Here is a 23,161-nt window from a genome sequence, read left to right on the forward strand (position 1 = left end):
ACCGGGCACGGTGGAGCGTCGCTCTTGTTTCGGTTACATCCTCGGGGACTCGCGTCCCCCGGGATCACGCCTCGGCAGGTTCCTCGGACGGCGCCTCGGCCTCGAGACCGGCCTCGGCGGCGTTCTGCGACTTGCCGGGGTTGGCCTTCGCGTCAGCCTTGCGGGCTTCCTGCGCCTGGCGAGCCTCGGCCATCGCCTCGGTCTTCTTCTTGTGCGGACCGAGGACCATGATCATGTTGCGGCCGTCCTGCTTCGGGTTCGACTCCACGAAACCGAGGTCCTGGACGTCTTCCGCGAGACGCTGCAGCAGCCGGTAGCCCAGCTCGGGGCGGGACTGCTCGCGGCCACGGAACATGATCGTGATCTTGACCTTGTCGCCCTGCTTGAGGAACCGGACGACGTGACCCTTCTTGGTGTCATAGTCGTGCGGGTCGATCTTCGGCCGGAGCTTCATCTCCTTGATGACCGTGTGCGCCTGGTTCTTGCGCGCCTCACGGGCCTTCATGGCCGACTCGTACTTGAACTTCCCGTAGTCCATGAGCTTGCACACGGGCGGACGGGCGTTCGCCGCGACCTCGACCAGGTCCAGGTCGTACTCCTGCGCAAGCTCCAGTGCCTTGGCCAGCGGGACGATGCCCACCTGCTCGCCACTGGGACCGACGAGTCGCACCTCGGGAACGCGAATCCGGTCGTTGATGCGGGGCTCGGCGCTGATGGATCCTCCTCGGTAGCACCACGCGACCGCCTGGCGGACAGCCGCGTATTGTCTGTTTCGACAGACCTAACCGCACCGAGACACGAAAAATGCCCCGGGCGATCACAGGCGGGGCTCCCATAGCTACCGGAGCACCGCCGCGGAGACCGCGGGGCGCGATTCGGACGGCTCCATCGTCCGTACGGAACGATGGTGGCCGTCTGACCGGAGACCCGCCGTCCCGGGGGGCGGTCGGGTGGGAGATCGGAGCCTCCACTTGTGGGCCGGGCACAGCGTGTCCGGCCGGTCGTGAACAAGGTTAGCAGGATCGCTTGACAAGGGCTAATTGAGAAGGCGCAACGCGGAACGCCTATCGTGTGGGGCATGAGTGACACCCCTCCTGAGTCCCCCGACTTCGACGCGATGACCCGGGACATCGCCGAGGTCCCCGCCGTCGAGGTGATCGTGACGGTCGCCGTCAACCTGATGAGCGCCGCCGCCGTGAAGCTCGGGCTGAGCGAGGAGGGCGAGAAGTACAAGGACCTGGACGAGGCCCGCAAGCTGATCGGCGCGCTCGCCGGTCTGCTGGACGCGAGCGCCACCGAGGTCAGCTCCTTCCACGCGGCCCCGCTGCGGGACGGCCTGAAGTCGCTGCAGCTCGCGTTCCGCGAGGCCTCGATCGTGCCGGACGAGCCGGGCCAGGGCCCGGGCGAGAAGTACACCGGCCCGGTCTACGGCTGACCCGGCCCCCGTACCCGTCCCGTACGCGACCCGCGTACTCACTCCCGCACGAACAAGGGCTCGCCCGGAGGCGTCGTCCCGGCCGGCAGCAGTGCCAGGTCGAGGCCGCGCACCAGGCGGGCCCTCAGTGTCTCGTCGGCGGCCAGCCGCCCGGCGACCGCGCGGGCGGCCTCGGCGGGCGCGGCGGCCGGGTCGAGGACGAGGACGAGGGTGCCGTCGGCCTGCCCGGGACCGAGGTGGGCGCGCAGGACCGCGGGCTCGGCGGCGACGGCGCCGCGCACGGCCCCGAGAACGGCCGGGTCGGTGAGCGGGTCGGTGCTGGTACGGCCCTCGGCCAGGGCGAGCAGCGCGGGGCCGGTCAGCTCGAAGGGCACCGGTCCGGCGAGGTCGAGCACGACCGTGTCCGCCTTCTCGTGCGCGGCGGCCTCCAGCGCCTGGTGCAGGGGAACGGCGACGGGCCGGGCCGACGGGTCCCAGCGGGCCAGGGATTCGGTGGAGGTGAAGGCGGGCAGGGCGGTGCGGTCACCCGCCTTCAGCGTCGGCACCGCCATGTCGCTGGTCTTCTCGCGGCGCAGTCCGCCCACCCGTCTCCCGCCACCGCCCTTCCGAGGAGCTTCGCGCCCCTCGTGACCGTCCTCCTCGACCTCCCCGAGCACGGCCACGACCGGAACCAGCAGCCGGGCGCCCTTCAGCGCCGCGAGGACCGGCCCCACGGCCGTGCGGTCCCCCGCCCAGGCGGCGAGCGCGGCGCTCAGCCGGGGGTCGGCGGAGCCGTCGTCGTCGGAGTAGCCGGAGTCGGGAATGTTCTTCTTCGCCACGGTCCCGACCCTATAGGGAGGCCGGCGCCGTGCCCGTCCCGGCCCGGAGCCGGATTCACAGGGGGCTCCGGGATTCGCTGACGTGGTTCTCAGGTCCGTCCCACGGAGCGCACAGCGACCGCCCCGAGCATCGCGGCCATGGAGTCCTCCGGATCCGGCCGTCCTGGCCGCCGCGCCCGCCGCTCTCGCCGCCCGCTGCTGTTCGCCGCCCTGGCGGTCGTGGCGATGGGCGGGGTCACGGCGGGCGGCACGGCCTATGTGACGGCGCGCGCGCACTCCGGTGCCGGGACCGTATCGTCGGCCTCGTCGCCGTCGGCCTCCTCCTCGGCCGCGGCGGGTGAGGAGGCGTCGGTGGAGAGCACGGCACAGCCGGTGACGGTGGACCGTGAGGCGCTGCTGGCGCGGTCCATGGCATCGGTGACCGTGCCGCCGGGGGCCCGGGTGTCGGCGGCGGTGCTGCAGACGGGCTCGGGAGAGAGCGCCACGTCCGGGACGGACGCCTTCGACACGGCGAGCATCGTCAAGGTGGACATCCTGGCCGCGCTGCTGCTCCAGGCGCAGGACGCCGGCCGGGAGTTGACCGCGGCGGAGCGGGCGTACGCCACGAGGATGATCGGGAACAGCGACAACGCGTCCGCCACCACGCTGTGGCATGCGATCGGCCGGGCCGGGGGGCTGGACGCGGCGAACGAGCGGTTCGGGCTCTCGCACACCTCGGGCGGCGACGGTGAGCTGTGGGGGTTGACGCAGACCACCGCGGCCGATCAGCTTCTGCTGCTGCGGCAGGTGTTCGGGGAGGACTCGGAGCTGAGCGCCGCGTCGCGCGCGTACGTGCGGAAGCTCATGGGGGCCGTGGAGGCCGATCAGCAGTGGGGGGTGTCGGCCGCCGGTACCTCGTGGGCGCTGAAGAACGGGTGGCTGGCGCGCAGTACGACCGGGCTGTGGGACGTGAACAGCGTCGGACGGGTGACGGTGGACGGCACCGCGTACCTGGTGGCGGTGCTGTCGCGGGGAACCGCCACGCAGGCCGAGGGGATCTCGCTGGTGGAGGCGGCCGCGAAGGCCGCGGTGTCGGCCTTCACCCGGGACGGCTCCACCGCGTCCCCGGGGACGGGTTCCACCGCCTCGGGCACGGGCTCCGCCGCCTCGGAAACGGAGCCCGCCGCCGGTTCGTGAGGCCGGTCAGCCGTAGGCCAGGCTCAGTGCCAGGTAGCAGGCGAAGGTGGACAGGACGTAGTAGGCGGCGGAAGCGGCCGGCCAGCGCGGGGCGTGGGCCCGGAAGAACCGCCAGCCGGCCCGGGCGGGCAGCAGCAGCGGCAGCAGGGCGAGCGGCACCAGCAGCGCCTCCGGGCGGGCCTGCGTGACCAGCAGGAGCACCGACAGCACGGGGGCGGCGAGCGCCACGGCGACGGTGCCACCGAGGCCGAGGGTGCTGACGTAGCTGCGCTCACCGGGCTTGAGCCTGCGGGTGATCTTCTTGGCGAACTCCAGGTGGACGGTGACCAGCACCGTGATCACGATGGCCAGCACTCCCCCGCGCCCGGCGCTCTGCCCGGTGTCGCCCAGGTAGCGGGTGTAGAGGTAGATGTGCAGCAGCAGTTGGGCGGGGAAGCTGATCAGGAGGCTGAGCAGCAGCCGGTCGCCCGGGGGCCAGTCCAGGGCCCGGTCGGCGGCCAGCACCAGGACGCAGTAGAGGAGTTGCCCGGCGAGCACCGCGAGGGCGGCCGGGCGGCCCGCGTTCAGGACGAGGACGAGAACCGCGCCGGCCGCGCACAGCACGAGCAGGTCGCGCTCGCGCACGACGCCGGAGGCCAGCGGCCGACGGGGGTTGAACGCGCGGTCGTAGGCGAGGTCCCGGATGTCGTCCACGGCCCGCATCAGCAGCAGCGTGACGGTGAGCGTGAGCGCCGCGGTGAGCGTGCCCAGGCCGGGGCGCCAGGCGGGGTGCGTGGGCTGGACGACCGCGAACAGCCCGGAGACGCCGTAGGCCCACAGGAACGCGAACGCCACGGACGGCAGCGGTGGGTAGCTGCCCGCCACGAAGCGGGCCCAGCGGCTCAGCACGGCCGTGCCCGACCCGCCGGGCGGACGCGCACGGGGAGTTCCCACACGCCGCGCATGAACATCCGGTCCCGCCAGTCCAGTTCGGCCGGGTCGACGGCGAGTTCCAGTCCGTCGAGCCGGCCGAGCACGGCGGTGAGGCCCTCCTGGAGCTCCACGCGCGCGTGGGCCGCGCCGAGGCACAGGTGGCGGCCGTGGCCGAACCCGATGTGCGGGTTGGGCGAGCGGTCGGCGCGGAAGACGTCCGGGTCGGGGAAGACGTCCGGGTCGCGGTTGGCCGCGTCGGTGAGCGGGACGACCACCTGGCCGGCGGGCAGGACGTGGCCCGCAAGGGCCACCTCCTCGGTGGTGACGTGCGGCTGGCCACCGGTGCCGGCGAACCAGACCCAGCGCACCAGTTCCTCCACGGCGGCCGGGACCGCCGAGGGGTCGCGGCGCAGCCGGTCGGCGAGGCCGGGCGTGCCGAGCACGTGCAGCACGCACATGGCGAGGTGGGAGGCGGTGGTCTCGCCGCCCGCCATCATCAGGCCGAAGCCGAAGACGGCGATCTCCTCGTCGCTGAGCCTGGTGTCCGGCGGCGCGGTCAGCAGCTGGGTGAGCAGGTCGTCGCCGGGCCGGCCGGCCTCGACGGCCGCGCGGCGCTCGGTGAGCTGCCCGAAGAAGTAGTCGTACATGAAGGAGTGGGCCCGGGCGCTCTCCTCGGGGGTGAAGCGCCCGGCGGACATCATGACGGTGACCTCGGGCAGGAGCCGGTCCAGGTCGGCCACGGGCACGCCGAGCATCTCGCAGATCACCCGGTACGGGAACGGGGTGGTGAACTCGGCGATCAGGTCGACGGGGCCGTCGGCGGCGCGCAGCCGGTCCAGCAGTTCCGCGGCGATCGCGGCGATGCGGGGCCGGTCCTCCTCGGCCCTGCGGTGGGTGAAGCGGGCCTGGACGCGGCTGCGGCGCCGGGTGTGGGTGGGCGCGTCGCTGGTGACCAGGGCCAGGGCGCTCGACTTCCGGGCGAACAGGGTGCCGCCGGCCCAGGCCTCGCGGCTGAAGCGGTCGTCGGACAGCACCGTCCTGACGTCCTCGTGACGGGTCACGAGCACCGCGTCCCGGCCGTTCCCGAGCCGCACCGGCACCAGCGGCTCCTCGCGGAGGCGGGCGAGCCGGCCGGGGTCGAGGCTGATGCCGGGCAGGTCCGGGAAGGGGTAGGCGGGCGGCTGCCGGTCCGGGCCGGCCCCGGTGACCGGGCACCGCACGGCGGGCGCCCCGGTCATCGCAGCCACCCCTCGGCGGGCTCGAGCTCCTGGTCCGGGGCGCCGTGCCAGTACTCGTGGAAGGAGGCGCAGCGGCCGTCGGCGGCGAAGCGGAGCACCAGGCAGCCGGCCGCGTTGCGGGGCGCGCCGGTGGCCGGGTCGTACAGGACGCACCACCATTCCACGGCGGCCCGCCCGCCGGAGACGACGGGCTCGCCGAACCACATGCGGGCGTCCTTCTGCCGGGACAGGGTGGTGCGCCAGTGCGCGGCGACGGCGTCGCGGCCGGTGTGCGGGGCGCCGTAGGGGCCCTGGTGGTAGACGGCGTCGTCGGTGAAGAGGGCGGCGATGGCGTCCGCGTCGCGGGCCCGCCAGCCCTCCTTCAGGGCGTCGATCCACCGGTCCACGGCGGTCGTGGCCCCGAGTGCCGGGGTGAGGGTCTGCTGCTGGGTCATGTCCGTTCCTTGTACGGGGAGGGCGTCCCGGTGGCCCAGGACGGGGTGGCGGTGATCTCGACGACGGCGGCGAACAGGGAGACGCCGAAGCTGTTGTTGAGCATCAGCACCCGGTCGCCGGGGCCGACTTCGCGGGTCTCCACGAGGTGGTGCAGGGCGGCGAAGTGGTCGCTGGTGGTCATGTGACCGAGGGCGCGGCCGAACTCGAGGACGCCGCGGGCCGGGTCGATGCCCAGGGGTTCGAGGACCGAGCGGATGTACTCGGGGCCGCCGGACAGGACGTGGGTGACGCGGGTGATGTCGCCGGGCCGCAGTCCGGCGTCCTCGATGGCGCGCAGTCCGGTCTCGGTGCGGGCCGCGTCCACGGCCTTGCGGGCCAGGGTGGCGGCGCCGGGGTCGCTGCGGGCGTAGTCGATCATCCGGGCGACCAGGTCGATCCGGCCGGTGCGGGTGCGCCGGGGCGGGAAGAGGGGGCCGCGCGGCCGGTTCATCTCCTCCAGTTCGGGCAGCGAGCCGGAGACGAGGGACAGGACGCGGGCGAAGCCGCCCCGGGTGGACAGCACGGCGGCGGTGGCCGCGTCGCCGAGGATGGACGGGCGTTTCATCCGGGCGCCGCTCTGGTAGCGCCAGCGGTCGACGCGTTCGGTGCCGAAGTTCTCGGCGGCGGTAACCAGCGCGGCCGTGCGGGACGGGTCGGCGCTCAGGTGGCCGTGGGCCAGTTCCATGGCGCCGAGGGCCGCGTTGCAGCCCTGCCGGACCTCCATGGCCGGGACCCGGGTGCCGACCGCGTGCCGGAGCACGTACTGGTGCGGGGTCCACAGTTCGGGTCCCTGCTCGTGCAGCGAGGCGTGCAGCACGAGCGCGATGTCGGCGGCCGGGTGCGCGGAGCGTTCCAGTGCGGTGCGGGCGGCCTCCACCGCCATCTCGGGCGGCGATACGGCGCCCGCGACGGCGGCGCCGGTCCAGCCGCCGGCCCGCCACTCGTCCTCGGCGTAGCGGCCCTCGGCGACCGCGCGGTCGGCCGGGTGGGGCCGGGGCAGGTAGCAGCCGAGGCCGTCGATGAACAGGTTGGTCACGCGCACGGTCAGTCCTCCCCCGCCGCGGTGCCGTCGCCGGGCAGCAGCCGTACGGTGCCGTTGGTGCCGTCGAGCTCGATCCAGGCGCCGTCCTCGATGGCCGTCATGGCCTCGCGGACCGCGACGACCGTGGGGACGCCGAGCAGCCGGCCGCTGATGGCGGTGTGCGAGACGAGGCTGCCGCGCTCGACGACGATGCCCTTGGCGGCCATCATCAGCGCCAGCCAGCCGGGGTCGGTCTCCTTGGCGACGAGGATCCGGCCCACGCAGCGCTCGGGCGGTACGTCGGTGTCCCGGACGACGAGGGCGCGGCCGCGTGCCGTGCCGCTGCTGGAGGCGATGCCGCGCAGCACGCCGTCCGCGTCGGGTCCTCCGGCCGCCGCGGTGTCCTGCCGGGAGGCCAGCGCGACCGGCACGGGCAGGCCGCCGGGGACGGTGAAGTACGCGGGCGGGTCGGCGGCGGCCGCGCTCCCGGCGAACCGGGCGGCGCGCCGGCTCACCAGCGCGCGCAGGTCGGTGTCGGGCAGGGTGCCGTCGAAGGCACCGAGCACCTCCTCGGTCTGGAGGTGGACGACGTCCTCGGCCCGGTCCAGCAGTCCCGCCTCGACGAGCCGGCGGGCGAGCCCGCGCATGACCTCGCGGGAGACGCCGTAGAGCTGGCTGCGGCAGAACCGGGTGTCCTCACGGGCCTTGACGCTGAACCGCAGCGAGGCCAGCACGGCGCCGAGCGCGGCCCGCTTGAGCGGGGCGGGGCAGGCCTCGCGCAGGGCGTGCCGGGCGGCGTCGCGGGCGGCGGCCTCGTCGGCCTCGTTGGCGGCGACGGTCAGCCCCTGGCCGATGAAGGGGCGCAGCGCGGTGACGATCTGCCAGGGTTCCTGGCGCGGGGTGAGGACCTCCAGTTTCAGGTCGTGCAGCGCGCGGTCGCCGTAGGTCCGCAGGTGCCGGGCGAAGGCGTCGGCGGTGGCGGTGCCGTACTTCCCCTCGGTGATCTCGCGCCAGACCTCGGGCGCGGGGCGTTCCAGGACGGCGGTGCGCAGGGCCGGGTCGGCGGCCGCGCGTTCGGCGAGGGCGAGGGCCGAGCGGACGGAGGCGAGGGTGCGGTTGGGGCGGCCGCCGCCCATGAGGCGGGGCAGCAGCGCGCGGCCGTCCGGCACCCAGCGCTCCAGGAGGGCGTCGGCGCAGGTCAGGGAGACCAGGGCGAAGTAGCTGGCGACCATGGTGACGCCCCAGCGGTGTTCCGCCTCGGCCCACATGGTGCGGTAGCGGGCGATGAGTTCGTCGGTGGTGCAGTCCTCGAAGGACGGCCAGCGCGCCATCAGCTCGTCCCACCAGCGCAGGAACTCGCGCAGCCGGCGCGGCTGGGCCACGTAGGCGCGGGTGAGGCGGGGGGCGGCGCGCAGGACCTGCTTCCAGGCGCGGCGGCGGGCCGCCCGGTCCGGGGCGGTGTCCTGCTCGTGTTCGGTGAGGCCGAGGGAGCGCTGCCACATGGGGCGGATGAGGTCGAAGCCGGGGATCTGGCCGTGCAGCGCGAACCAGGCGTCGAGGCGGTAGTAGACCCGCCCGTCGAGGTGCCCGATCATCCGGCTGAGGTGGTGCTGGCCGCGGCGCAGGGAGTCCTCGGGCACGCCGAGCCGCCGGTAGAAGTCGGCGAAGCCGGTCCGGTAGAAGACGCGGGCCTGGGAGTAGGTCAGCGTGGAGGTGACGCCGGGGAAGGACTCGGTGAGGTTGTGGTTGGTCCACGGCACCGGCGGCGCGCTCTCCTCGCGCGGGGCCGCGGCGCGGACCACGGGCCGGGCCTGGACGAGGTGGATCCGGCCGTCGGCGGTGAGGGTGCCCTCGATGTCCTGGGGGCCGCCGAAGAGTTCCTCGGCGCGGGCGGCCAGCGCGCCGATGGCGCGGACCTCGTCGTCGGACAGCACGGGCGGTCCGCCGAGCGCGTCCGGGACGGACAGCAGCACCGGGCCGGCGTCCGGCCGGGCCGGGTCCAGGCCCGCCATCACGGACTTGACGGTGAGTTCGGCCCGTACGGCGCCGGTGGCGCGGTCCATGAAGAAGTGGTCGATGTCGGCCTTCTCCTGCACGATGCCCTCGCCGATGCCGTGTGCGGCGGCCACCACCGCCTGGTCGGCGCCGCCGCGCGGATCGCTGGTGAACATCACGAAGGACCGCACGCCGGGCACCATCCGCTGGACGCCGACCGCGACCCGTACGGCGGTGGCGTCGACGCCGCGCCGCACGCGGTAGAGCACGGCCTCGGGGTTGTAGGCGGAGGCCCAGCAGTCCGCGACACGGTCCAGGAGGGCTTCCCGGCGGACGTACAGGTAGCTGTCGGAGAGTCCGGCGAACGGGTCGTCGGCGCCGTCCTCGCCGCTGCCGTCCGGCTGGGCGGCGACGCAGCCGCGTACGGCCACCAGTCCTTCGGGACCTGCGAGTTCGTCGAAGCCGGCGAGCACCTGCCGGGCGAGGCCGGGCGGCAGCGGGGCGGCGCGGACCTCGTCGCGCGCGGCGCGGGCCCAGGCGGTCAGCTCCTCGGTGCCCGCCCCGGCGCCCGGGAAGCCGGCGGGTACCGGCACGCAGGCGGTGTACGCCTCGGCGGTCAGCGCGAAGAAGGCGGGGACGGGTAGCCCGGCGCGGCGCATCTCGTGCTGCCGGGAGAACTTGTGGCCCACCAGGGCCGGGTCGGCCGGCGCGGTGCCGGGATCGCCGCCGGTGCCGGCCAGCAGCGGGCCGTGTCCGGTGGCCGGCCCGGAGTGGGCGAGCGGGGTCGTGGAGGCCATGGACTACCACACCCCCGGCAGCAGCCGCGCCCGGCCGCCCGCGTACCCCGGGTAGCCGGGGACGGCCCACAGCACGCGCTCCTCGACCCGGATCCGCCACACGATCACCGTGGCCAGGGCGAGCAGGAACAGCACGCTGAGCGGGTTGCAGAAGAACGCCACGAACGCGGCGTTGGCCAGCAGCATCCCGGTGTACGCCGGATGCCGTACGTGCCGGTAGGGGCCGTGGGTGACGATGGAGTGGTCGGAGTAGCGGACCACGTGGTGGGAGTAGAAGCGGCCGAGGGTGCGGATGGCGGTCAGGCGCAGCGCGACGGACGCGGTGAACACCACGACGGGCACGGTCAGCCACACCGACCAGGTGTGCCAGGGCAGCGGCCACAGCACCGCGGAGACACCGGTGCCGGCCCGGGTCAGGGCGTACGGCAGCAGCGTGCTGTTCTCGGCGGCGGACTGCTTGGGGTGGCGCACGGTGATGCCGGTCTCGGCGAGGATCCACAGCACGTAGAGGCCCGCGAACAGGGCGGCCACGGCGTGCGGTCCCGCGGTGTCCGAGGTGAGCTGGAGCGCGATGGCGAGGGCGAACAGGGCGCAGGTCACCGGCAGCAGGGCGCGCAGGACGAGGACGACGAGGCGCTGGTTCATGCCGCCGCCCCGGCACCGGCGCGGAAGGACCGGTAGGCCTCGGGGGTCAGGCCCTTGCTGACGTAGACGAGGCTGCCGATCCTGGTGCCCGGCCCCTCGCCGGCGATCAGCTCGAAGGTGAGCCGGGCCTTGTCGTCGGACATGCGGGTCTGCCGCCAGCGCAGCGCCAGCGGGAGCGTGGCGGGCAGGTCGGCGGGCAGGTCGGCGGTGAGCCGCAGCCACAGCATCTGCACCTCGTCCGGCCAGCCGCCGACCCGGTGCGAGAGCCAGGTGGCGAACTGGCGGCCGGCCTCGACGACCGACTTCACCGAGCGCCGGCCCGGGCGCCGGCTCGCCAGGGTGTGCCCGGCCTCCGGCAGCAGGACCGCGGCGGTGAACACACCGTCGTCGGCGAGGGGTTCGCCGAGCATGACGTTCTCCGGGCGGGTGCGGTGCACCAGGAAGGCGCGGGCGGGCTCGGCGGCCGGGGCGGACGGCGGGGGCGCCGCGCCGGGCCGGTCGCCCTCCGCGTCCGTGGTGAGGGTGAACCAGCTGTCCGAGACGACGGTCGGGCCCTGGGTGACGCGCAGGGTGTGGCGGCCGTTCTCCGGCGGCGCGGCGTAGAGCACCAGGCCCGGGTTCAGCTCGGGCATCACCCGGAAGTTGACGACCCATTTCACCCGGGAGCCCGCCGGGACGTCGACGCGGTCGCTGACGGCGTCCGCCATGGCGCACACCAGGAGCATGCCGGGGACGTGGTCCAGCGGGTGGTCGTAGAAGAACGGGTCGCCCTGGTCGACGGTGAGGTGGGTGAGCCAGGAGTCGGCGTCGTAGCCGCGGGCCGCGGGGTGCGGTGCCCCGGCGGGGCCGTGGCCGGTCTGCTGAACGCGTGTCTGGGCTCGGGTCGTTGGCGTGGTCATCCGTCTTCCTCGATTCCTGACTGTGCTGTCGCTCGGCTCGGGCCGGCCCGCGGCGTCGTCGTCCCGCGCTCGCGGTGGCGGCGCGCCGCGCGGCCCCCGGTCCACCGCGTGGGGCGCGTCCGCGGCGCCGGGCCCGGTTGGCCGGCCGCTTCGGTGCGGGCCGTCGTCGGCCCGGTGTTCGCGGCAGTCTTGACGAGCCACCTGACATGCCGCTGACCCCTGCCGGCGGCAGCGTCGTCCGGCATGACAGCGTTGTCCGCATGTCAGCGACGGGTCAGCGGTACGGACCACGATCGGTCGTCCGTTCACTTTTCGAGGGTCCGTACGCGGTCGCCGGCCGGGTCCGTTCCCCGTGATCCCGCTGGGGAGGTCTCCGCATGATTCTGGTGACGGGCGCGACCGGTGTGGTGGGCGGCGAGGTGGCGAGGACGCTGGCGTCGGCCGGCCCCGTGCGGTTGTTCTGCCGTGACCCGGCCCGGCTGCCGGAGCTCGGCCCGGGCGCGGAGGTGGCCGTCGGCTCGTACCAGGACCACGGCTCCCTGCTGCGCGCGCTCGCGGGGGTGGACCGGGCGTTCCTGGTCACCCGTGATCCCGGCGGCGACAGCGACGCGCGCTTCCTGCGGGCCGCGGAGGCGGCCGGGGTGCGGCACGTGGTGAAGCTGTCCGCGTACGCGGCCGGTGAGGACGACGCCGACGACCTGATCACGCGCTGGCAGCGGGACTGCGAGGACCTCCTGCGCGCCTGCGGCCTGGAGTGGACGCTGCTGCGCCCGCGCGCGTTCATGTCGAACACGCTGGCGTGGGCGGGCTCGATCCGCTCCGAGGGTGTGGTGCACGCCCTGCACCCCGGGGCGCCGACCGCCTGCGTCGATCCCCGTGACCTCGCCGAGGTCGCGGTGGCCGCGCTGACCTCAACCGGTCACGCGGGCCGGATCCACGCGCTCACCGGCCCGGAGGCGATCTCCGCCGAGGGGCAGACCCGGCAGCTTTCCAGGGTGCTGGGCCGTCCGCTGGTGTGCCGCGAGCTGACGGCGGAGCAGGCCGCGGCCCGCTGGTCGCGCCGTCATCCGCCGCATGTGGTCGAGGCTCTGCTGCGCGGCGCCGAGCGGCAGTCGAGGGGCCGCAAGGCCAAGGTGGACCCCGCCTTCGTCCGCCTCACCGGCCGTCCGGCCCGGCCGTACGCGCGGTGGGCGGCGGACCACCGGGAGGCGTTCGCACCGGTGCCCGCGGTGCTCTCCGGAGCCGCGCGGGTCTAGGCCGTGTCCGCGAAGTCGCGCTTGCGTCGCGACTTCGCGGACACGGCTTAGAACTCCTCGTTCCGCCGCCGGCCCTGGTGCCGGCCCCGCCACAGGACCGCACCGGCCACCAGCAGCACCGCGCCGGTGCCGCCCGCGAGCGGGCCCGCCCAGCCGGACGTGGACGCGGTGGCCCTGGCGGTGTCCGGGCCGGGGCCGAAGTACTTCTCCCCGTACGACGCCGGGCGCAGGCTCCGGGGTTCGAGGCGGGCCGCGGCCTTCAGGGCCGCCGCGGGGTCGATCATGCCGAAGCCGCGGGAGTCGTCCCGGCCGCCCACCGGGGCGTCGCGGGCGGTGTCCTCCAGGATCTTCTTGACCTGGGCCGGGGTCAGCTCCGGACGGGCCGCCTTGACCAGGGCCGCCGCGCCCGAGACGTACGCGGCGGCGGCCGAGGTGCCCCAGCCCTCGTAGTACTTGTGGTCGGGGTCGGCGATCACGACGTTCACGCCGGGCGCGCTGACCGCCGCGTACCAGCGGCGGGTGGAGAAGGAGGCGCGGGTGCCGTAGCGGTCGACGGCGGTGGCGGCGATGACGCCCGGGTAGGCGGCCGGGTAGGAGACGTGGTCGCCCTTGGCGCCGCCGTTGCCCGCGGAGGCCACGACCACCACGCCCTTCTTCAGGGCGTACTGCACGGCCTCGTCCTCGCTCGGCTCCGGATGGGCGGAGTCGGAGTCGTCGCCGAGGGAGAGGTTGATGACGTCGGCGCCGTGGTCGGCGGCCCAGCGGATGCCGTCGGCGAGGGCGTTGCCCCGGGTGGTACGGGCCTTGCCGCGGGCGGAGTCGCCGTCCTCGAGGATGACCCGCACGGGCAGGATCTTCGCCTCGGGGGCGACGCCCATGACGCCTGCGGTGTGTCCGGCGCCGTGGCCGTGTCCGGCGATGATGCCGGCCATGGCCGTGCCGTGCCGGGCCCAGTCGCGGTCGCCGGGACCGGCGCCGAAACCGATCATGTCCTTGGCGGCGAGGACGTTGCCGGCCAGGTCCGGGTGGCCGGCCTCGACCCCGGTGTCGAGCACGGCGACGGTGACACCCCGGCCCTTGGTGGTCTGCCAGGCCTCGTCCAGGCGCAGGGCGGACAGGCTCCACTGCTGGGCACGGATGCCGTCGGCGTGGGCGGCGGCGGACGGCAGCAGGACGAGGGAGCCGGCGAGCAGCAGGCTCACCGCCGACCCGGCCCCGCGCGGGCGGCGGCGCGTCGTTCGCCTCATGAGGGGCTCTCCGTGGCCGGTCCGGCGGTCTGGCGCAGCCGGCGTTCGACGCGGTCGGCCAGCCCCTGCGCCTCCTGGCCGAGGCCGGCCTGGGCTGCTGCCGAGCCGGCGCCGGACCGTGCGGCGTCGGCGGCGGGCTGCGGCGAGTCGACCGTACGGCCGTCGGCCCAGCCGGACACGGCGTAGGCGACGACGGGGGCGTCGGTGAGGACGGAGACGGTCCAGGTGGCGCGCTGCCCGTCGCCGAACCGGGCCGCGGCGGTGCCCTTGGCGGCGTACGGCCGGGGCATCAGGTCGGCGCGCCGGTCCAGGTGTTCGTCGCGGAAGCGGGCCGCGAGCGCGGACATGGCGGCGGGGTCGCCCTTGGTGAACAGCAGGCCCACGGTGGTGACGTGGCTCTGGGTGGCGTCGGTGTAGGTGGCGCGCAGGAGCCGCCGGCAGCCGACCGGGGCGAGGACCTTGCGCAGCAGCGGGTCGAAGGCGCCGGCGCAGGCGCTGTCCGGGGCGACGGCGATCCGCGTCCAGGTCCGGTCGGCGCCGCCGGGACCGGCGCCGGTGCCCTGGACGGTGGGCGGGAACAGCCGGTCCACGGGCACGCTGTGCCACAGCGCTCCGGCCGCGCTGAACCCGGTGCCCGCCTTGCCGTCGGAACCGTCGCCGGTGAGCCAACTCCCGGTCACCGCACCGCCGATGAGTCCGAGACCGAGGACCAGGCAGGCGGCGGCAGCGGCGGTGCGGGGCCGCAGCCACGCCGGGGTCCGGGTGCGCGGGCGCTCACCGTACTCGGGCTCCCCGAACGACACGACGGGCCGGGCGGCCCCGTCCGCGCTCCAGGACAGGACGGGGTCCGGCGACATCGGCGCGGGGCTCGCCGGGTGGGCGGGGTCGCCCGGACTCCACGCGGGCCGCCCGTCACGCGGGCCGGACCCCGGCGGCGACGCCGGGGCCGGCGGGGTCGCGGCGCGGGGGGACGGGGCGGGCTGCTGCCCGGAGGCCGGGCGGGCGGGCGGCGGCTGGGAGGCAGGGCCGGCGGGAGCCTGCGTGGAGGCCGGGTGGGTGGCGGCGGGCCGCTGGGCGGAGACCGGGCGGTCCGGACCGGACGCCGGGAGCGAGCCGCCAGGGCCCGGGGCGGCCCCGGGCGCGGAGCCGGAGCGGCGCTGCTCGGGCGCAGCCGGGACCGGCCGCAGCCGGGTCGTCGTCTCCGCCGCGGACTCGGCGGGTGCGCCCGGCCGCTCCGCCGCCGAGGCGGCGGAACCGGAACGACGCTGCTGCGGCGCAGCCGGAACGGGCCGCAGCCGGGTCGTCGTCTCCGCCGCGGACTCGGCGGGTGCGCCCGGCCGCCGGGACGGTGCCACGGCGCGTGCCGCGGTCGGCGGGGCGTCGGGGAAGCGGGCGGAGGCGGGCGGCGGAGGCGGGCCCGACGGGTCGGCGCCGCCGGGGACGGCGGCGGAGGGGAAGGCGGGGAAGCGGGGGCCGTCGGCCGTGCGCGCGGCGCCGGACCGCTCGCCGCCCTGCCGCGTCTCCACCGGGGCCCGGCCGGCCGGGTTCCGCGCGGCACGCGGTGCGAAGACCGAGGGCTCCTCGTCGTCGGCGTCGTCCGCCGGAGAGGCGGGCTCGGCAGGGATGGGTGCCGTCCCGGGCCGACGTGCGCCCGGCCGGTCGGCGATCCCCTGCGGGGTGCCCCGGCCGGCCGCCGGAGGGGAGGGCACGGCCGCGTCGGCGCGGGCGCCGCGGCCTCGGTGGTGGCTCGGCTCACCGGCACTCCCGGGCGCCGTGCCGCCCCGGCCCACGGGCCCGTGCCCGGGCCAGGACTCGCCGCCCCGCTCGCCCGGCTGGGCGGCGGGCGCGGCCGGGACGCGGTTCGTCCCCCGGCCGCCGTGGCCGCCCGGCTCCCCGTCACCGGCCGGCGGGGCGGACGCTCGTGCGCCCGGGGGCGCCGCGACGGTCTCCGGGGCGTGATTTCGGGGCGCGTCGGCCGGGCGCGGTGGGGTGGCGGGGCGGGGCGGGTCGGCGGGGCGCGGCGGGATCGGGGCGCGGCGCGCTTCCGTGCTCATGCACCCCCCGTTTCCTCGTGCCCGGGCCGTCTTCCGCGAGCGGGCCGCTGTGCTCCTCGGCCGTGCCCGGTGCGAAGCTCCGTCCGGGCACGCATACCCGTACGGCTGGACCGGCATCCCGGTTCAGGTGATGCGGCCGGGAGCGTTCCGCCGTCGTGCGCGTCACTCTACGGGTTGTCCGGGAGAGAACGAGAACCAGTCCACGAGCCGGTGGCATCTGCCCGTATCGTCCCCCTACCCTGCGGTAATCCTGTCTGGCACGCTTCCGTCATGACTGCGCGCGCCGCCGACCGGGCCCGTTACGACCGGGCCACCGCCCATCTGGACGCCCCTCTCGCGATCGTGGACCTGGAGGCGTTCGACGCGAACGCGGACGACCTCCTGCGCCGGGCCGGCGGCAAGCCGGTCCGGGTCGCCAGCAAGTCCGTGCGCTGCCGGGCCCTGCTGGAGCGGGTCCTGGCCAGGGACGGTTTCCAGGGCATCATGTCGTTCACGCTCGCCGAGTCCCTGTGGCTGGCCCGCTCGGGGTTCGACGACGTCCTCCTCGCCTATCCGTCCGCCGACCGGGCGGGTTTCGCGGAACTGGCCGCCGATCCCAAGCTCGCCGGCGCGGTCACCGTGATGGTGGACGACGTGGCGCAGCTCGACCTGATCGACGCGGCCCGCGACGGCGGACGTGAAGTGGTGCGCGTCTGCCTGGAGTTGGACACCTCGCTGCGGCTGCTGGGCGGCCGGGTGCGGGTCGGGGCCCGGCGCTCGCCGCTGCACTCCCCCGCCCAGCTCGCCGAGCTGGCACGGACGGTGGCCCGGCGGCCGGGCTTCCGGCTGGTGGGGATCATGGCGTACGAGGGTCATGTCGCCGGTGTCGGGGACGCGGTGGCGGGGCGGCCGCTGCGCTCGCGGGCGATCCGGCTGATGCAGGCCGCCGCACGGCGGGAGCTGGCCGAGCGGCGCGCGGCGGTGGTGCGGGCGGTACGCGCCGTGGCGCCCGGCCTGGAGTTCGTCAACGGCGGCGGCACGGGCAGCGTGCAGCACACCGCCGCCGAGGACGCGGTCACCGAGATCGCCGCCGGTTCGGGGCTCTACGTGCCCCGGCTCTTCGACAACTACACGTCTTTCACCGGGCGTCCGGCAGCCCTGTTCGCACAGCCCGTCGTGCGGCGGCCCGGCGTGGGGATCGTCACCGTGCTGGGCGGCGGCTATCCGGCCTCCGGCGCCGCCGGCCCAGACCGGCTGCCGGTGCCGTACCTGCCGGAGGGGCTGGCGTACGACCCGCAGGAGGGTCCGGGCGAGGTGCAGACCCCGCTGCTCGGCTCGCCCGCCGACGATCTGCTGATCGGCGACAAGGTGTGGTTCCGGCACGCCAAGGCGGGCGAGCTGTGCGAGCGGTTCGACGTGCTGCACCTGATCGAGGGCGACACGGTCACGGCGGCCGTGCCCACGTATCGCGGTGAGGGCCGCACCTTCCTGTGAGCCGCGCCCCCGAACCTCGCCCGCCGGGTGCTCAGGGCGTCCGGCCGGCCTGGTCCGGCACCACCGAGCCGTCGGCGCGCCGCACCGGTCCGGGCGTGCCGTCGGGCGCGGTCCAGGCGGTGGTCGAGCACGGGTACGGCTCGGTCCGGCGCGGCAGCGGGTCGATGAACATGGGGTTCACCAGCCAGCGGTGGTCGGCGTCGTCGTAGGCCCGGCACATCAGTTCCGGCTTGTCGCGGTCGATGACGAGGTGGGCGCCGGTGGCGTCGCCGACGAAGGTGACGTCGGTGTCGGCGTCGCCGGCCGCGAGCACGGGGCGCCGCTGCCAGGGCTGCCGCTGCCAGGCCGCGGCGCCCCGCACGCCGTAGACCTCCTGGTTGATCCAGCAGCGTTTGCCGTCGATGTACGGGATGACCGATCCCCGGGTCGCCGGGACGCCGCCGCAGCCCTCGGTCCGGGTGGTGATCCGGCCCCGGCGGTCCAGGACCGGGCGGATGGCGATCGTGTGCGCCGCGTCCACGCCGACGCCCCTGGACCAGACCTCGGTGACGGGCTCGGCGCCCGCGGAGACGACGTAGACCCGGAATCCGGCCCGGCGCAGGGTGCGGATGAGGTCGCGCTGCTGGGCGTAGTGGCGGACGTAGGCGGGGACGGTGTGGGTGCCGAGGACGCGGGTCGCGCCGACCGGGGCGGCCAGGGCCTCGCGGCGGGCGGCGCGGGCGTAGGAGGCGAGTTCGGCGGGGGTGCGGCCGGCGAAGAGCTGCGGGACCCAGGCGTACTGCGGGACCGTGCGCCGGTGGTTCCAGTGGCCCGCGAAGGCGCGGGCACCGCTCATGGTGGTGGCGTTCTCGCGGATCTCGACAATCTCGTCCGTGCAGCGCGGCTCGGCGGAGGTCCTGAGGGGCGCGCCCGCCCCGGTGCCGCAGGCGGCCGTCAGGGCCTTGTCGGCGGCCTCGGTCAGCCAGGCGCTGGTGTCCTTCCAGCGGGCGGGACGCGGCAGGCGGTCGTGGCGCAGGGCCCAGGAGAGGGTGGCGTCGGTGACGTCGTTCTTGGTGACCGTGTTGTCCCAGTCGAACGCGGCGACCGCGCCGGTGTGGCCGGAGCAGGTGCCGCGGGCGTCGATGACGTGTTGCAGACGGGCGCGGTTGTCGCCGTGCCAGGAGGTGGTCAGTCGGGGGCAGCCGGGCCGCGCCGACGGCGCGGTGGGCGCGGCCGCCAGGGCGGCGGCCGCCGCCAGGGTCCACGCGAGAAGTAGTCGCATATGCGCGGAACCTACACCTCTGTCCCTTACAGGGGGGTGACGTACGCGCCCGAGATCCCGCCGTCCACCAGGAAGTCGGTGGCGTTGACGAAGGAGGAGTCGTCGCTGGCCAGGAAGGCGACGGCGGCGGCGATCTCCTCGGCCCGGGCGAACCGCCCGACGGGGATGTGCACCAGGCGGCGCGCGGCGCGCTCCGGGTCCTTGGCGAACAGCTCCCGCAGCAGCGGCGTGTCGACCGGGCCAGGGCACAGGGCGTTGACCCTGATCCCCTCCCGGGCGAACTGCACGCCCAGTTCACGGGACATGGCGAGCACGCCGCCCTTGGAGGCGGTGTACGAGATCTGCGAGGTGGCCGCTCCCATCCGGGCCACGAAGGACGCCGTGTTGATGATGGAGCCCCGGCCCTGGCGCCGCATGTACGGGATGGCGGCCTTGCAGCAGAGGTAGACGGAGGTGAGGTTGACCTCCTGGACGCGCTTCCAGGCCTCCAGGCCGGTGTCCAGGATGGAGTCGTCGTCGGGCGGGGAGATGCCGGCGTTGTTGAAGGCGACGTCGACGCTGCCGTAGGTGTCGTGGGCCGCCGCGAACAGCGCCTCGACCTGCCCGGGGTCGGTGACGTCGGCCTTCACGAAGAGCCCGCCGGTCTCGTCGGCGGCGGCCTTGCCGTGCTCCTCGTCGACGTCTCCGCAGACGACGTGGGCTCCTTCGGAGGCGAGCCGGCGGGCGGTGGCGAGGCCGATGCCGCTGCCGGCTCCGGTGACGACGGCGGTACGGCCGACCAGGCGGCGGCAGACGTGTTCTGCGTTCACTGTGCGGGGCCCTCCGTGCTGATGAAGACGTTCTTGGTCTCGGTGAAGGCGGTCAGGGCGTCGGGTCCGAGCTCGCGGCCGAGTCCGGACTGCTTGAAGCCGCCGAAGGGGGTCCAGTAGCGGACGCTGGCATGAGAGTTGACGGACAGGTTGCCCGCGCGGACGGCCCGGGAGACGCGCAGGGCGCGGCCGACGTCCCGGGTCCAGACGGAGCCGGACAGGCCGTAGGGGGTGTCGTTGGCCAGGCGGACCGCGTCCTCCTCGTCGGTGAAGGGCAGCAGGACGGCGACCGGTCCGAAGATCTCCTCGCGGGCCGCCCGGGAGTCGGGCCGTTCGCCGGTGAGCACGGTCGGCGGGAACCAGAAGCCGGGGCCGCCGGGGGCGACACCGCGCAGGGCGGGGGCGTCCTCGGGCACGAAGGACCGTACCCGGTCCAGCTGCTGACGGGAGATCAGCGGACCCATCCGCGTCTTCTCGTCGGCCGGGTCGCCCACGACGACGGCGGCCAGCGCGCCGGCCAGGAACTCGCGGGCCTCCTCGTACACCGATTCCTGCACCAGGACGCGGGTGCGGGCGCAGCAGTCCTGGCCGGCGTTGTCCAGGAAGGAGAAGGGGTCGAGGGCGGTCTCGAGGTCGGCGTCGGCGAAGACGACGTTCGGGCTCTTGCCGCCGAGTTCCAGGGTGACCGGCTTGACCAGCCGGGCGCAGCGCTCCATGACCTCGCGGCCGGTGCTCGTGGAGCCGGTGAACACGATCTTGGCGATGTCCGGGTGGTCCACCAGTGCGCGTCCGGCGGTGTGGCCGTGACCGGGCAGCACCTGGAAGAGGTGCTCGGGAAGGCCGGCCTCCAGGGCGAGTTCGGCGAGGCGGAGGGCGGTGAGCGGGGTGGTCTCGGCGGGCTTGAGGACGACGGCGTTGCCCGCGGCGAGCGCCGGGAAGGAGCCCCAGGCGGCGATGGGCATGGGGAAGTTCCAGGGGGCGATCACCCCGATGACGCCGAGGGGTTCGCGAAAGGTGACGTTCCAGCCGCCGGGCGCCGGGATCTGGCTGCCGAGGACGCGCTCGGCACCGCCCGCCGCGTACAGCAGCAGGTCGCGGGCGTTGCCGGCCTCCCAGCGGGCGTTGCCGATGGTGTGCCCGGCCTCGCGGACCTCCAGCCGGGCCAGTTCCTCGACGTGGCCGTCGACGGTGTCGGCGAAGCGGCGCAGCAGCCGGGCCCGGTCGGCGGGCGCGAGCGCGGCCCACCGGGGCTGGACGCGCGCGGCCCGGGCGACGGCGGCGTCCACGTCCGGCGCGCCGGCGGCGGGGAGAGTGGCGACGACCTCCTCGGTGGCGGGGTTGAGGACCTTCAGCTCGTGCGGGTCGGACACGTGGGGACCTTTCACAGGCGTTCGCATCACAGGCGTTCGAAGGAGCGGCGCAGTTCCCAGTCGGTGACCGCGGCGTCGAAGGCGGCGAGTTCGACGCGGGCCATGTTCCGGTAGTGGGCCACGACCTCGTCGCCGAAGGCGGCCTTGGCCACGGGGCTGTTCTCCCAGAGCTCGGCGGCCTCGCGCAGCGTGGTGGGCACGTGCTCGAAGTCCGCGGTGTAGGCGTTGCCGGGGCAGGGCTCGGGCAGTTCGAGTCGCTGCTCGACGCCGTGCAGACCGGCCGCGACCAGTGCGGCGACGGCGAGGTAGGGGTTGACGTCGCCGCCGGGGAGGCGGTTCTCGAAGCGCAGGGAGCGGCCGTGGCCGACCACGCGGAGCGCACAGGTGCGGTTGTCGTGGCCCCAGGCGACGGCGGTGGGCGCGAAGGAGCCGGGCTGGAACCGCTTGTAGGAGTTGATGTTGGGGGCGTAGAGGAGGGAGAGGTCGCGCAGGGCGGCGAGCTGCCCGGCGAGGAAGTGCCGCATCACGTCGGACATGCCGTCGGCTCCGGCCATGGCGTTGTCGCCGTCGGCGTCGGCCAGCGAGAGGTGGATGTGGCACGAGTTGCCCTCGCGCTCGTCGTACTTGGCCATGAAGGTGATCGAGACGCCCTCCTGGGCGGCGATCTCCTTGGCGCCGGTCTTGTACAGGGCGTGCTGGTCGCAGGTGACGAGGGCCTCGTCGTAGCGGAAGACGATCTCGTGCTGGCCGGGGTTGCACTCGCCCTTGGCGGACTCCACGGTCAGCCCGGCGCCCGCCATGTCGTTGCGCAGCCGGCGCAGCAGGGGCTCGACGCGGCCGGTGCCGAGGATGGAGTAGTCGACGTTGTACTGGTTGGCCGGGGTGAGGCCCTGGTAGTTCGCGTTCCAGGCCTGTTCGTAGCTGTCCTTGAAGACGATGAACTCCAGCTCGGTGCCGACCTGGGCGGTGTAGCCGAGCTCGGCGAGCCGTTCGAGCTGGCGGCGCAGGACCTGGCGGGGCGCGGCGACGACCGGGGCGCCGTCGTTCCAGGCGAGGTCGGCGACGAGCAGGGCGGTGCCGGGGTGCCAGGGGACGCGGCGCAGGGTGGCGGGGTCCGGGTGCATGGCGAAGTCGCCGTAGCCGCGGTCCCAGGAGGACATCGCGTAGCCGTCGACCGTGTTCATCTCGGTGTCCACGGCGAGGAGGTAGTTGCAGCCCTCGGTGCCGTGGTGCAGGACCTCGTCGAGGAAGAAGCGGGCGGCGAACCGCTTGCCCTGCAGCCGCCCCTGCATGTCGGGGAAGGCCAGGACGACCGTGTCGATCTCACCGCCGGCGACGAGTGCGCGCAGTTCCTCGACGCTCAGTGGGGGTGTGCGGTCTGCCACGGGAGATCCTCCTTCGGCTGTTCGGCACTTTTTCGGCCGGACCGGGAGCCATAAGGTATTGCTCACAACCTTTGCCTGGGAAGGGGGCACGGCCGGATGCCGCGGGAAACGGACGCACGGGGCGGGCGGGCGCGGGCGGCGGCCGACCGGCTCGCTCCGGTGCTGCGGCCGGTGCGGGCCGGCAACGGCTTCGAGGAGGCACTGGAGCGGATCCTCCAGGTGGTACGGCTCGGCCTGGTGCCGGGCGGTGAGCGGCTGCCCGCCGAACGGGAGCTGGCGGAGCGGCTCGGCATCAGCCGGGTGACGCTGCGCGAGGTGCTGAAGGTGCTGCAGGACCAGGGTCTGGTGGAGTCGCGGCGCGGGCGGTACGGCGGGACGTTCGTGCTGCCGCGCGCGGACGTGGGCGGCGAGGACGAGCTGCGGCGGCGGATCGCCGAGGTGGACATCGAGGACGTGCTGCGCTTCCGCGAGGTGCTGGAGGTGGGGGCGGCGGGGCTGTGCGCGGCGCACGGGCTGACCCCGGAGCGGGCCGGGCGGCTGCGCGAGGCCCTGCGCCGCACCCACGAGGCCCCGCTCCCCGACTACCGGCGGCGGGACACGCTGCTGCACCTGACACTGGCCGAGCTGAGTGGTTCGCCGTCGCTGGCCGCCCGGTACGCGGCGGTGCGGGCGAGCGTCAACGACCTGCTGGACTGCATCCCGCTGCTGGTGCGGAACCTGGAGCACTCGCAGCGGCAGCACACCGCGCTGGTCGAGGCGGTGCTGGACGGGGACGCGGACGGGGCGCGGGAGGTGATGCGCGAGCACTGCGCGGGCACGGCGGCGCTGCTGCGGGGGTTTCTGGCATGACCGGGCTCTGCAAAGGTGCACGGGTGGACCTTTGCGCTTCGGGAAGG

Annotated in this window: 20 protein-coding genes; 5 read left to right on the forward strand and 15 right to left on the reverse strand. The window is 75.0% G+C overall.

Annotated features, from left to right (window positions below):
• Positions 1 to 64: 64 nt before the first annotated feature.
• The gene (gene infC / locus ABZ478_RS10215; RefSeq protein WP_351664179.1) at positions 65 to 715 is read right to left on the reverse strand and encodes a translation initiation factor IF-3; all 651 of its coding nucleotides are present in this window, start codon (positions 713 to 715) and stop codon (positions 65 to 67) included.
• A 363-nt stretch (positions 716 to 1,078) separates the two neighbouring features.
• Here infC and ABZ478_RS10220 point away from each other — a divergent pair, with 363 nt between their 5' ends.
• Entirely contained in the window at positions 1,079 to 1,435 is a 357-nt protein-coding gene (locus tag ABZ478_RS10220) for a DUF1844 domain-containing protein (protein ID WP_351664041.1), read from the forward strand.
• A 38-nt stretch (positions 1,436 to 1,473) separates the two neighbouring features.
• Here the strand turns inward: ABZ478_RS10220 and ABZ478_RS10225 are convergent, their stop codons facing one another.
• The gene (locus ABZ478_RS10225) at positions 1,474 to 2,253 is read right to left on the reverse strand and encodes an SseB family protein (protein WP_359547111.1); all 780 of its coding nucleotides are present in this window, start codon (positions 2,251 to 2,253) and stop codon (positions 1,474 to 1,476) included.
• 138 nt (positions 2,254 to 2,391) lie between these two features.
• Between ABZ478_RS10225 and ABZ478_RS10230 the strand changes: the two genes are divergently transcribed.
• Entirely contained in the window at positions 2,392 to 3,429 is a 1,038-nt protein-coding gene (locus tag ABZ478_RS10230; RefSeq protein ID WP_359547114.1) for a serine hydrolase, read from the forward strand.
• 6 nt (positions 3,430 to 3,435) lie between these two features.
• Here the strand turns inward: ABZ478_RS10230 and ABZ478_RS10235 are convergent, their stop codons facing one another.
• Genes ABZ478_RS10235 through ABZ478_RS10265 form a run of 7 tightly spaced genes read right to left on the reverse strand, consistent with a single transcriptional unit; the run spans position 3,436 to position 11,410 of the window.
• Entirely contained in the window at positions 3,436 to 4,362 is a 927-nt protein-coding gene (locus tag ABZ478_RS10235; RefSeq protein WP_359547116.1) for a hypothetical protein, read from the reverse strand.
• A complete protein-coding gene (locus tag ABZ478_RS10240; RefSeq protein WP_359547119.1) occupies positions 4,311 to 5,579 on the reverse strand; it encodes a cytochrome P450 in 1,269 nt (422 codons plus the stop codon). Before ABZ478_RS10240 ends, ABZ478_RS10235 begins: the two co-directional genes overlap by 52 nt.
• A complete protein-coding gene (locus ABZ478_RS10245; RefSeq protein WP_359547121.1) occupies positions 5,576 to 6,013 on the reverse strand; it encodes a nuclear transport factor 2 family protein in 438 nt (145 codons plus the stop codon). Before ABZ478_RS10245 ends, ABZ478_RS10240 begins: the two co-directional genes overlap by 4 nt.
• Complete coding sequence (locus ABZ478_RS10250; protein ID WP_359547124.1) at positions 6,010 to 7,095, reverse strand: ketoacyl-ACP synthase III family protein; 1,086 nt, start codon at positions 7,093 to 7,095, stop codon at positions 6,010 to 6,012. Before ABZ478_RS10250 ends, ABZ478_RS10245 begins: the two co-directional genes overlap by 4 nt.
• 2 nt (positions 7,096 to 7,097) lie before the next feature.
• Positions 7,098 to 9,866, reverse strand: coding sequence for a PEP/pyruvate-binding domain-containing protein (locus tag ABZ478_RS10255; protein WP_359547126.1), 2,769 nt, complete (start codon positions 9,864 to 9,866; stop codon positions 7,098 to 7,100).
• Between the two features lie 3 nt (positions 9,867 to 9,869).
• Positions 9,870 to 10,511, reverse strand: coding sequence for an isoprenylcysteine carboxylmethyltransferase family protein (locus ABZ478_RS10260; protein ID WP_359547129.1), 642 nt, complete (start codon positions 10,509 to 10,511; stop codon positions 9,870 to 9,872).
• Positions 10,508 to 11,410, reverse strand: coding sequence for an AfsA-related hotdog domain-containing protein (locus ABZ478_RS10265; protein WP_359547131.1), 903 nt, complete (start codon positions 11,408 to 11,410; stop codon positions 10,508 to 10,510). The genes ABZ478_RS10260 and ABZ478_RS10265 overlap by 4 nt, the downstream gene beginning before the upstream one ends.
• A gap of 377 nt (positions 11,411 to 11,787) precedes the next feature.
• On the opposite strand from ABZ478_RS10265, the gene ABZ478_RS10270 reads away from it, so the two are divergent.
• Complete coding sequence (locus ABZ478_RS10270; RefSeq protein ID WP_359547133.1) at positions 11,788 to 12,666, forward strand: NAD(P)H-binding protein; 879 nt, start codon at positions 11,788 to 11,790, stop codon at positions 12,664 to 12,666.
• A 47-nt stretch (positions 12,667 to 12,713) separates the two neighbouring features.
• On the opposite strand, the gene mycP is transcribed toward ABZ478_RS10270, so the two are convergent.
• Both mycP and ABZ478_RS10280 read right to left on the reverse strand, forming a co-directional pair.
• Positions 12,714 to 13,913 carry a type VII secretion-associated serine protease mycosin gene (gene mycP / locus ABZ478_RS10275; RefSeq protein WP_359547136.1) on the reverse strand — a complete coding sequence of 400 codons (1,200 nt, stop codon included), beginning with the start codon at positions 13,911 to 13,913 and terminating at the stop codon, positions 12,714 to 12,716.
• Complete coding sequence (locus ABZ478_RS10280) at positions 13,910 to 15,967, reverse strand: hypothetical protein (protein WP_359547139.1); 2,058 nt, start codon at positions 15,965 to 15,967, stop codon at positions 13,910 to 13,912. Before ABZ478_RS10280 ends, mycP begins: the two co-directional genes overlap by 4 nt.
• A gap of 270 nt (positions 15,968 to 16,237) precedes the next feature.
• On the opposite strand from ABZ478_RS10280, the gene ABZ478_RS10285 reads away from it, so the two are divergent.
• Positions 16,238 to 17,440, forward strand: coding sequence for an amino acid deaminase/aldolase (locus ABZ478_RS10285; protein WP_359547141.1), 1,203 nt, complete (start codon positions 16,238 to 16,240; stop codon positions 17,438 to 17,440).
• Between the two features lie 31 nt (positions 17,441 to 17,471).
• On the opposite strand, the gene ABZ478_RS10290 is transcribed toward ABZ478_RS10285, so the two are convergent.
• The 4 genes from ABZ478_RS10290 to ABZ478_RS10305 are packed head-to-tail and all read right to left on the reverse strand — an operon-like array spanning position 17,472 to position 22,265.
• Complete coding sequence (locus tag ABZ478_RS10290) at positions 17,472 to 18,701, reverse strand: haloacid dehalogenase-like hydrolase (RefSeq protein WP_359547143.1); 1,230 nt, start codon at positions 18,699 to 18,701, stop codon at positions 17,472 to 17,474.
• A 26-nt stretch (positions 18,702 to 18,727) separates the two neighbouring features.
• Positions 18,728 to 19,510: a 3-oxoacyl-ACP reductase gene (locus ABZ478_RS10295; protein WP_358932098.1), complete on the reverse strand. Its 783-nt coding sequence runs from the start codon at positions 19,508 to 19,510 to the stop codon at positions 18,728 to 18,730.
• Positions 19,507 to 20,880: an aldehyde dehydrogenase family protein gene (locus ABZ478_RS10300; protein WP_359547146.1), complete on the reverse strand. Its 1,374-nt coding sequence runs from the start codon at positions 20,878 to 20,880 to the stop codon at positions 19,507 to 19,509. The genes ABZ478_RS10295 and ABZ478_RS10300 overlap by 4 nt, the downstream gene beginning before the upstream one ends.
• A 26-nt stretch (positions 20,881 to 20,906) precedes the next feature.
• Positions 20,907 to 22,265, reverse strand: a complete 1,359-nt coding sequence (locus ABZ478_RS10305) for a glutamine synthetase family protein (protein WP_359547149.1) — start codon at positions 22,263 to 22,265, stop codon at positions 20,907 to 20,909.
• Between the two features lie 96 nt (positions 22,266 to 22,361).
• Here ABZ478_RS10305 and ABZ478_RS10310 point away from each other — a divergent pair, with 96 nt between their 5' ends.
• On the forward strand, positions 22,362 to 23,114 hold the full coding sequence (locus ABZ478_RS10310) for an FCD domain-containing protein (protein ID WP_359547151.1): 753 nt from the start codon (positions 22,362 to 22,364) through the stop codon (positions 23,112 to 23,114).
• Positions 23,115 to 23,161 lie beyond the last annotated feature (47 nt).

This window comes from Streptomyces sp. NPDC005706 (genome assembly GCF_040631045.1).
Lineage (GTDB): Bacteria > Actinomycetota > Actinomycetes > Streptomycetales > Streptomycetaceae > Streptomyces.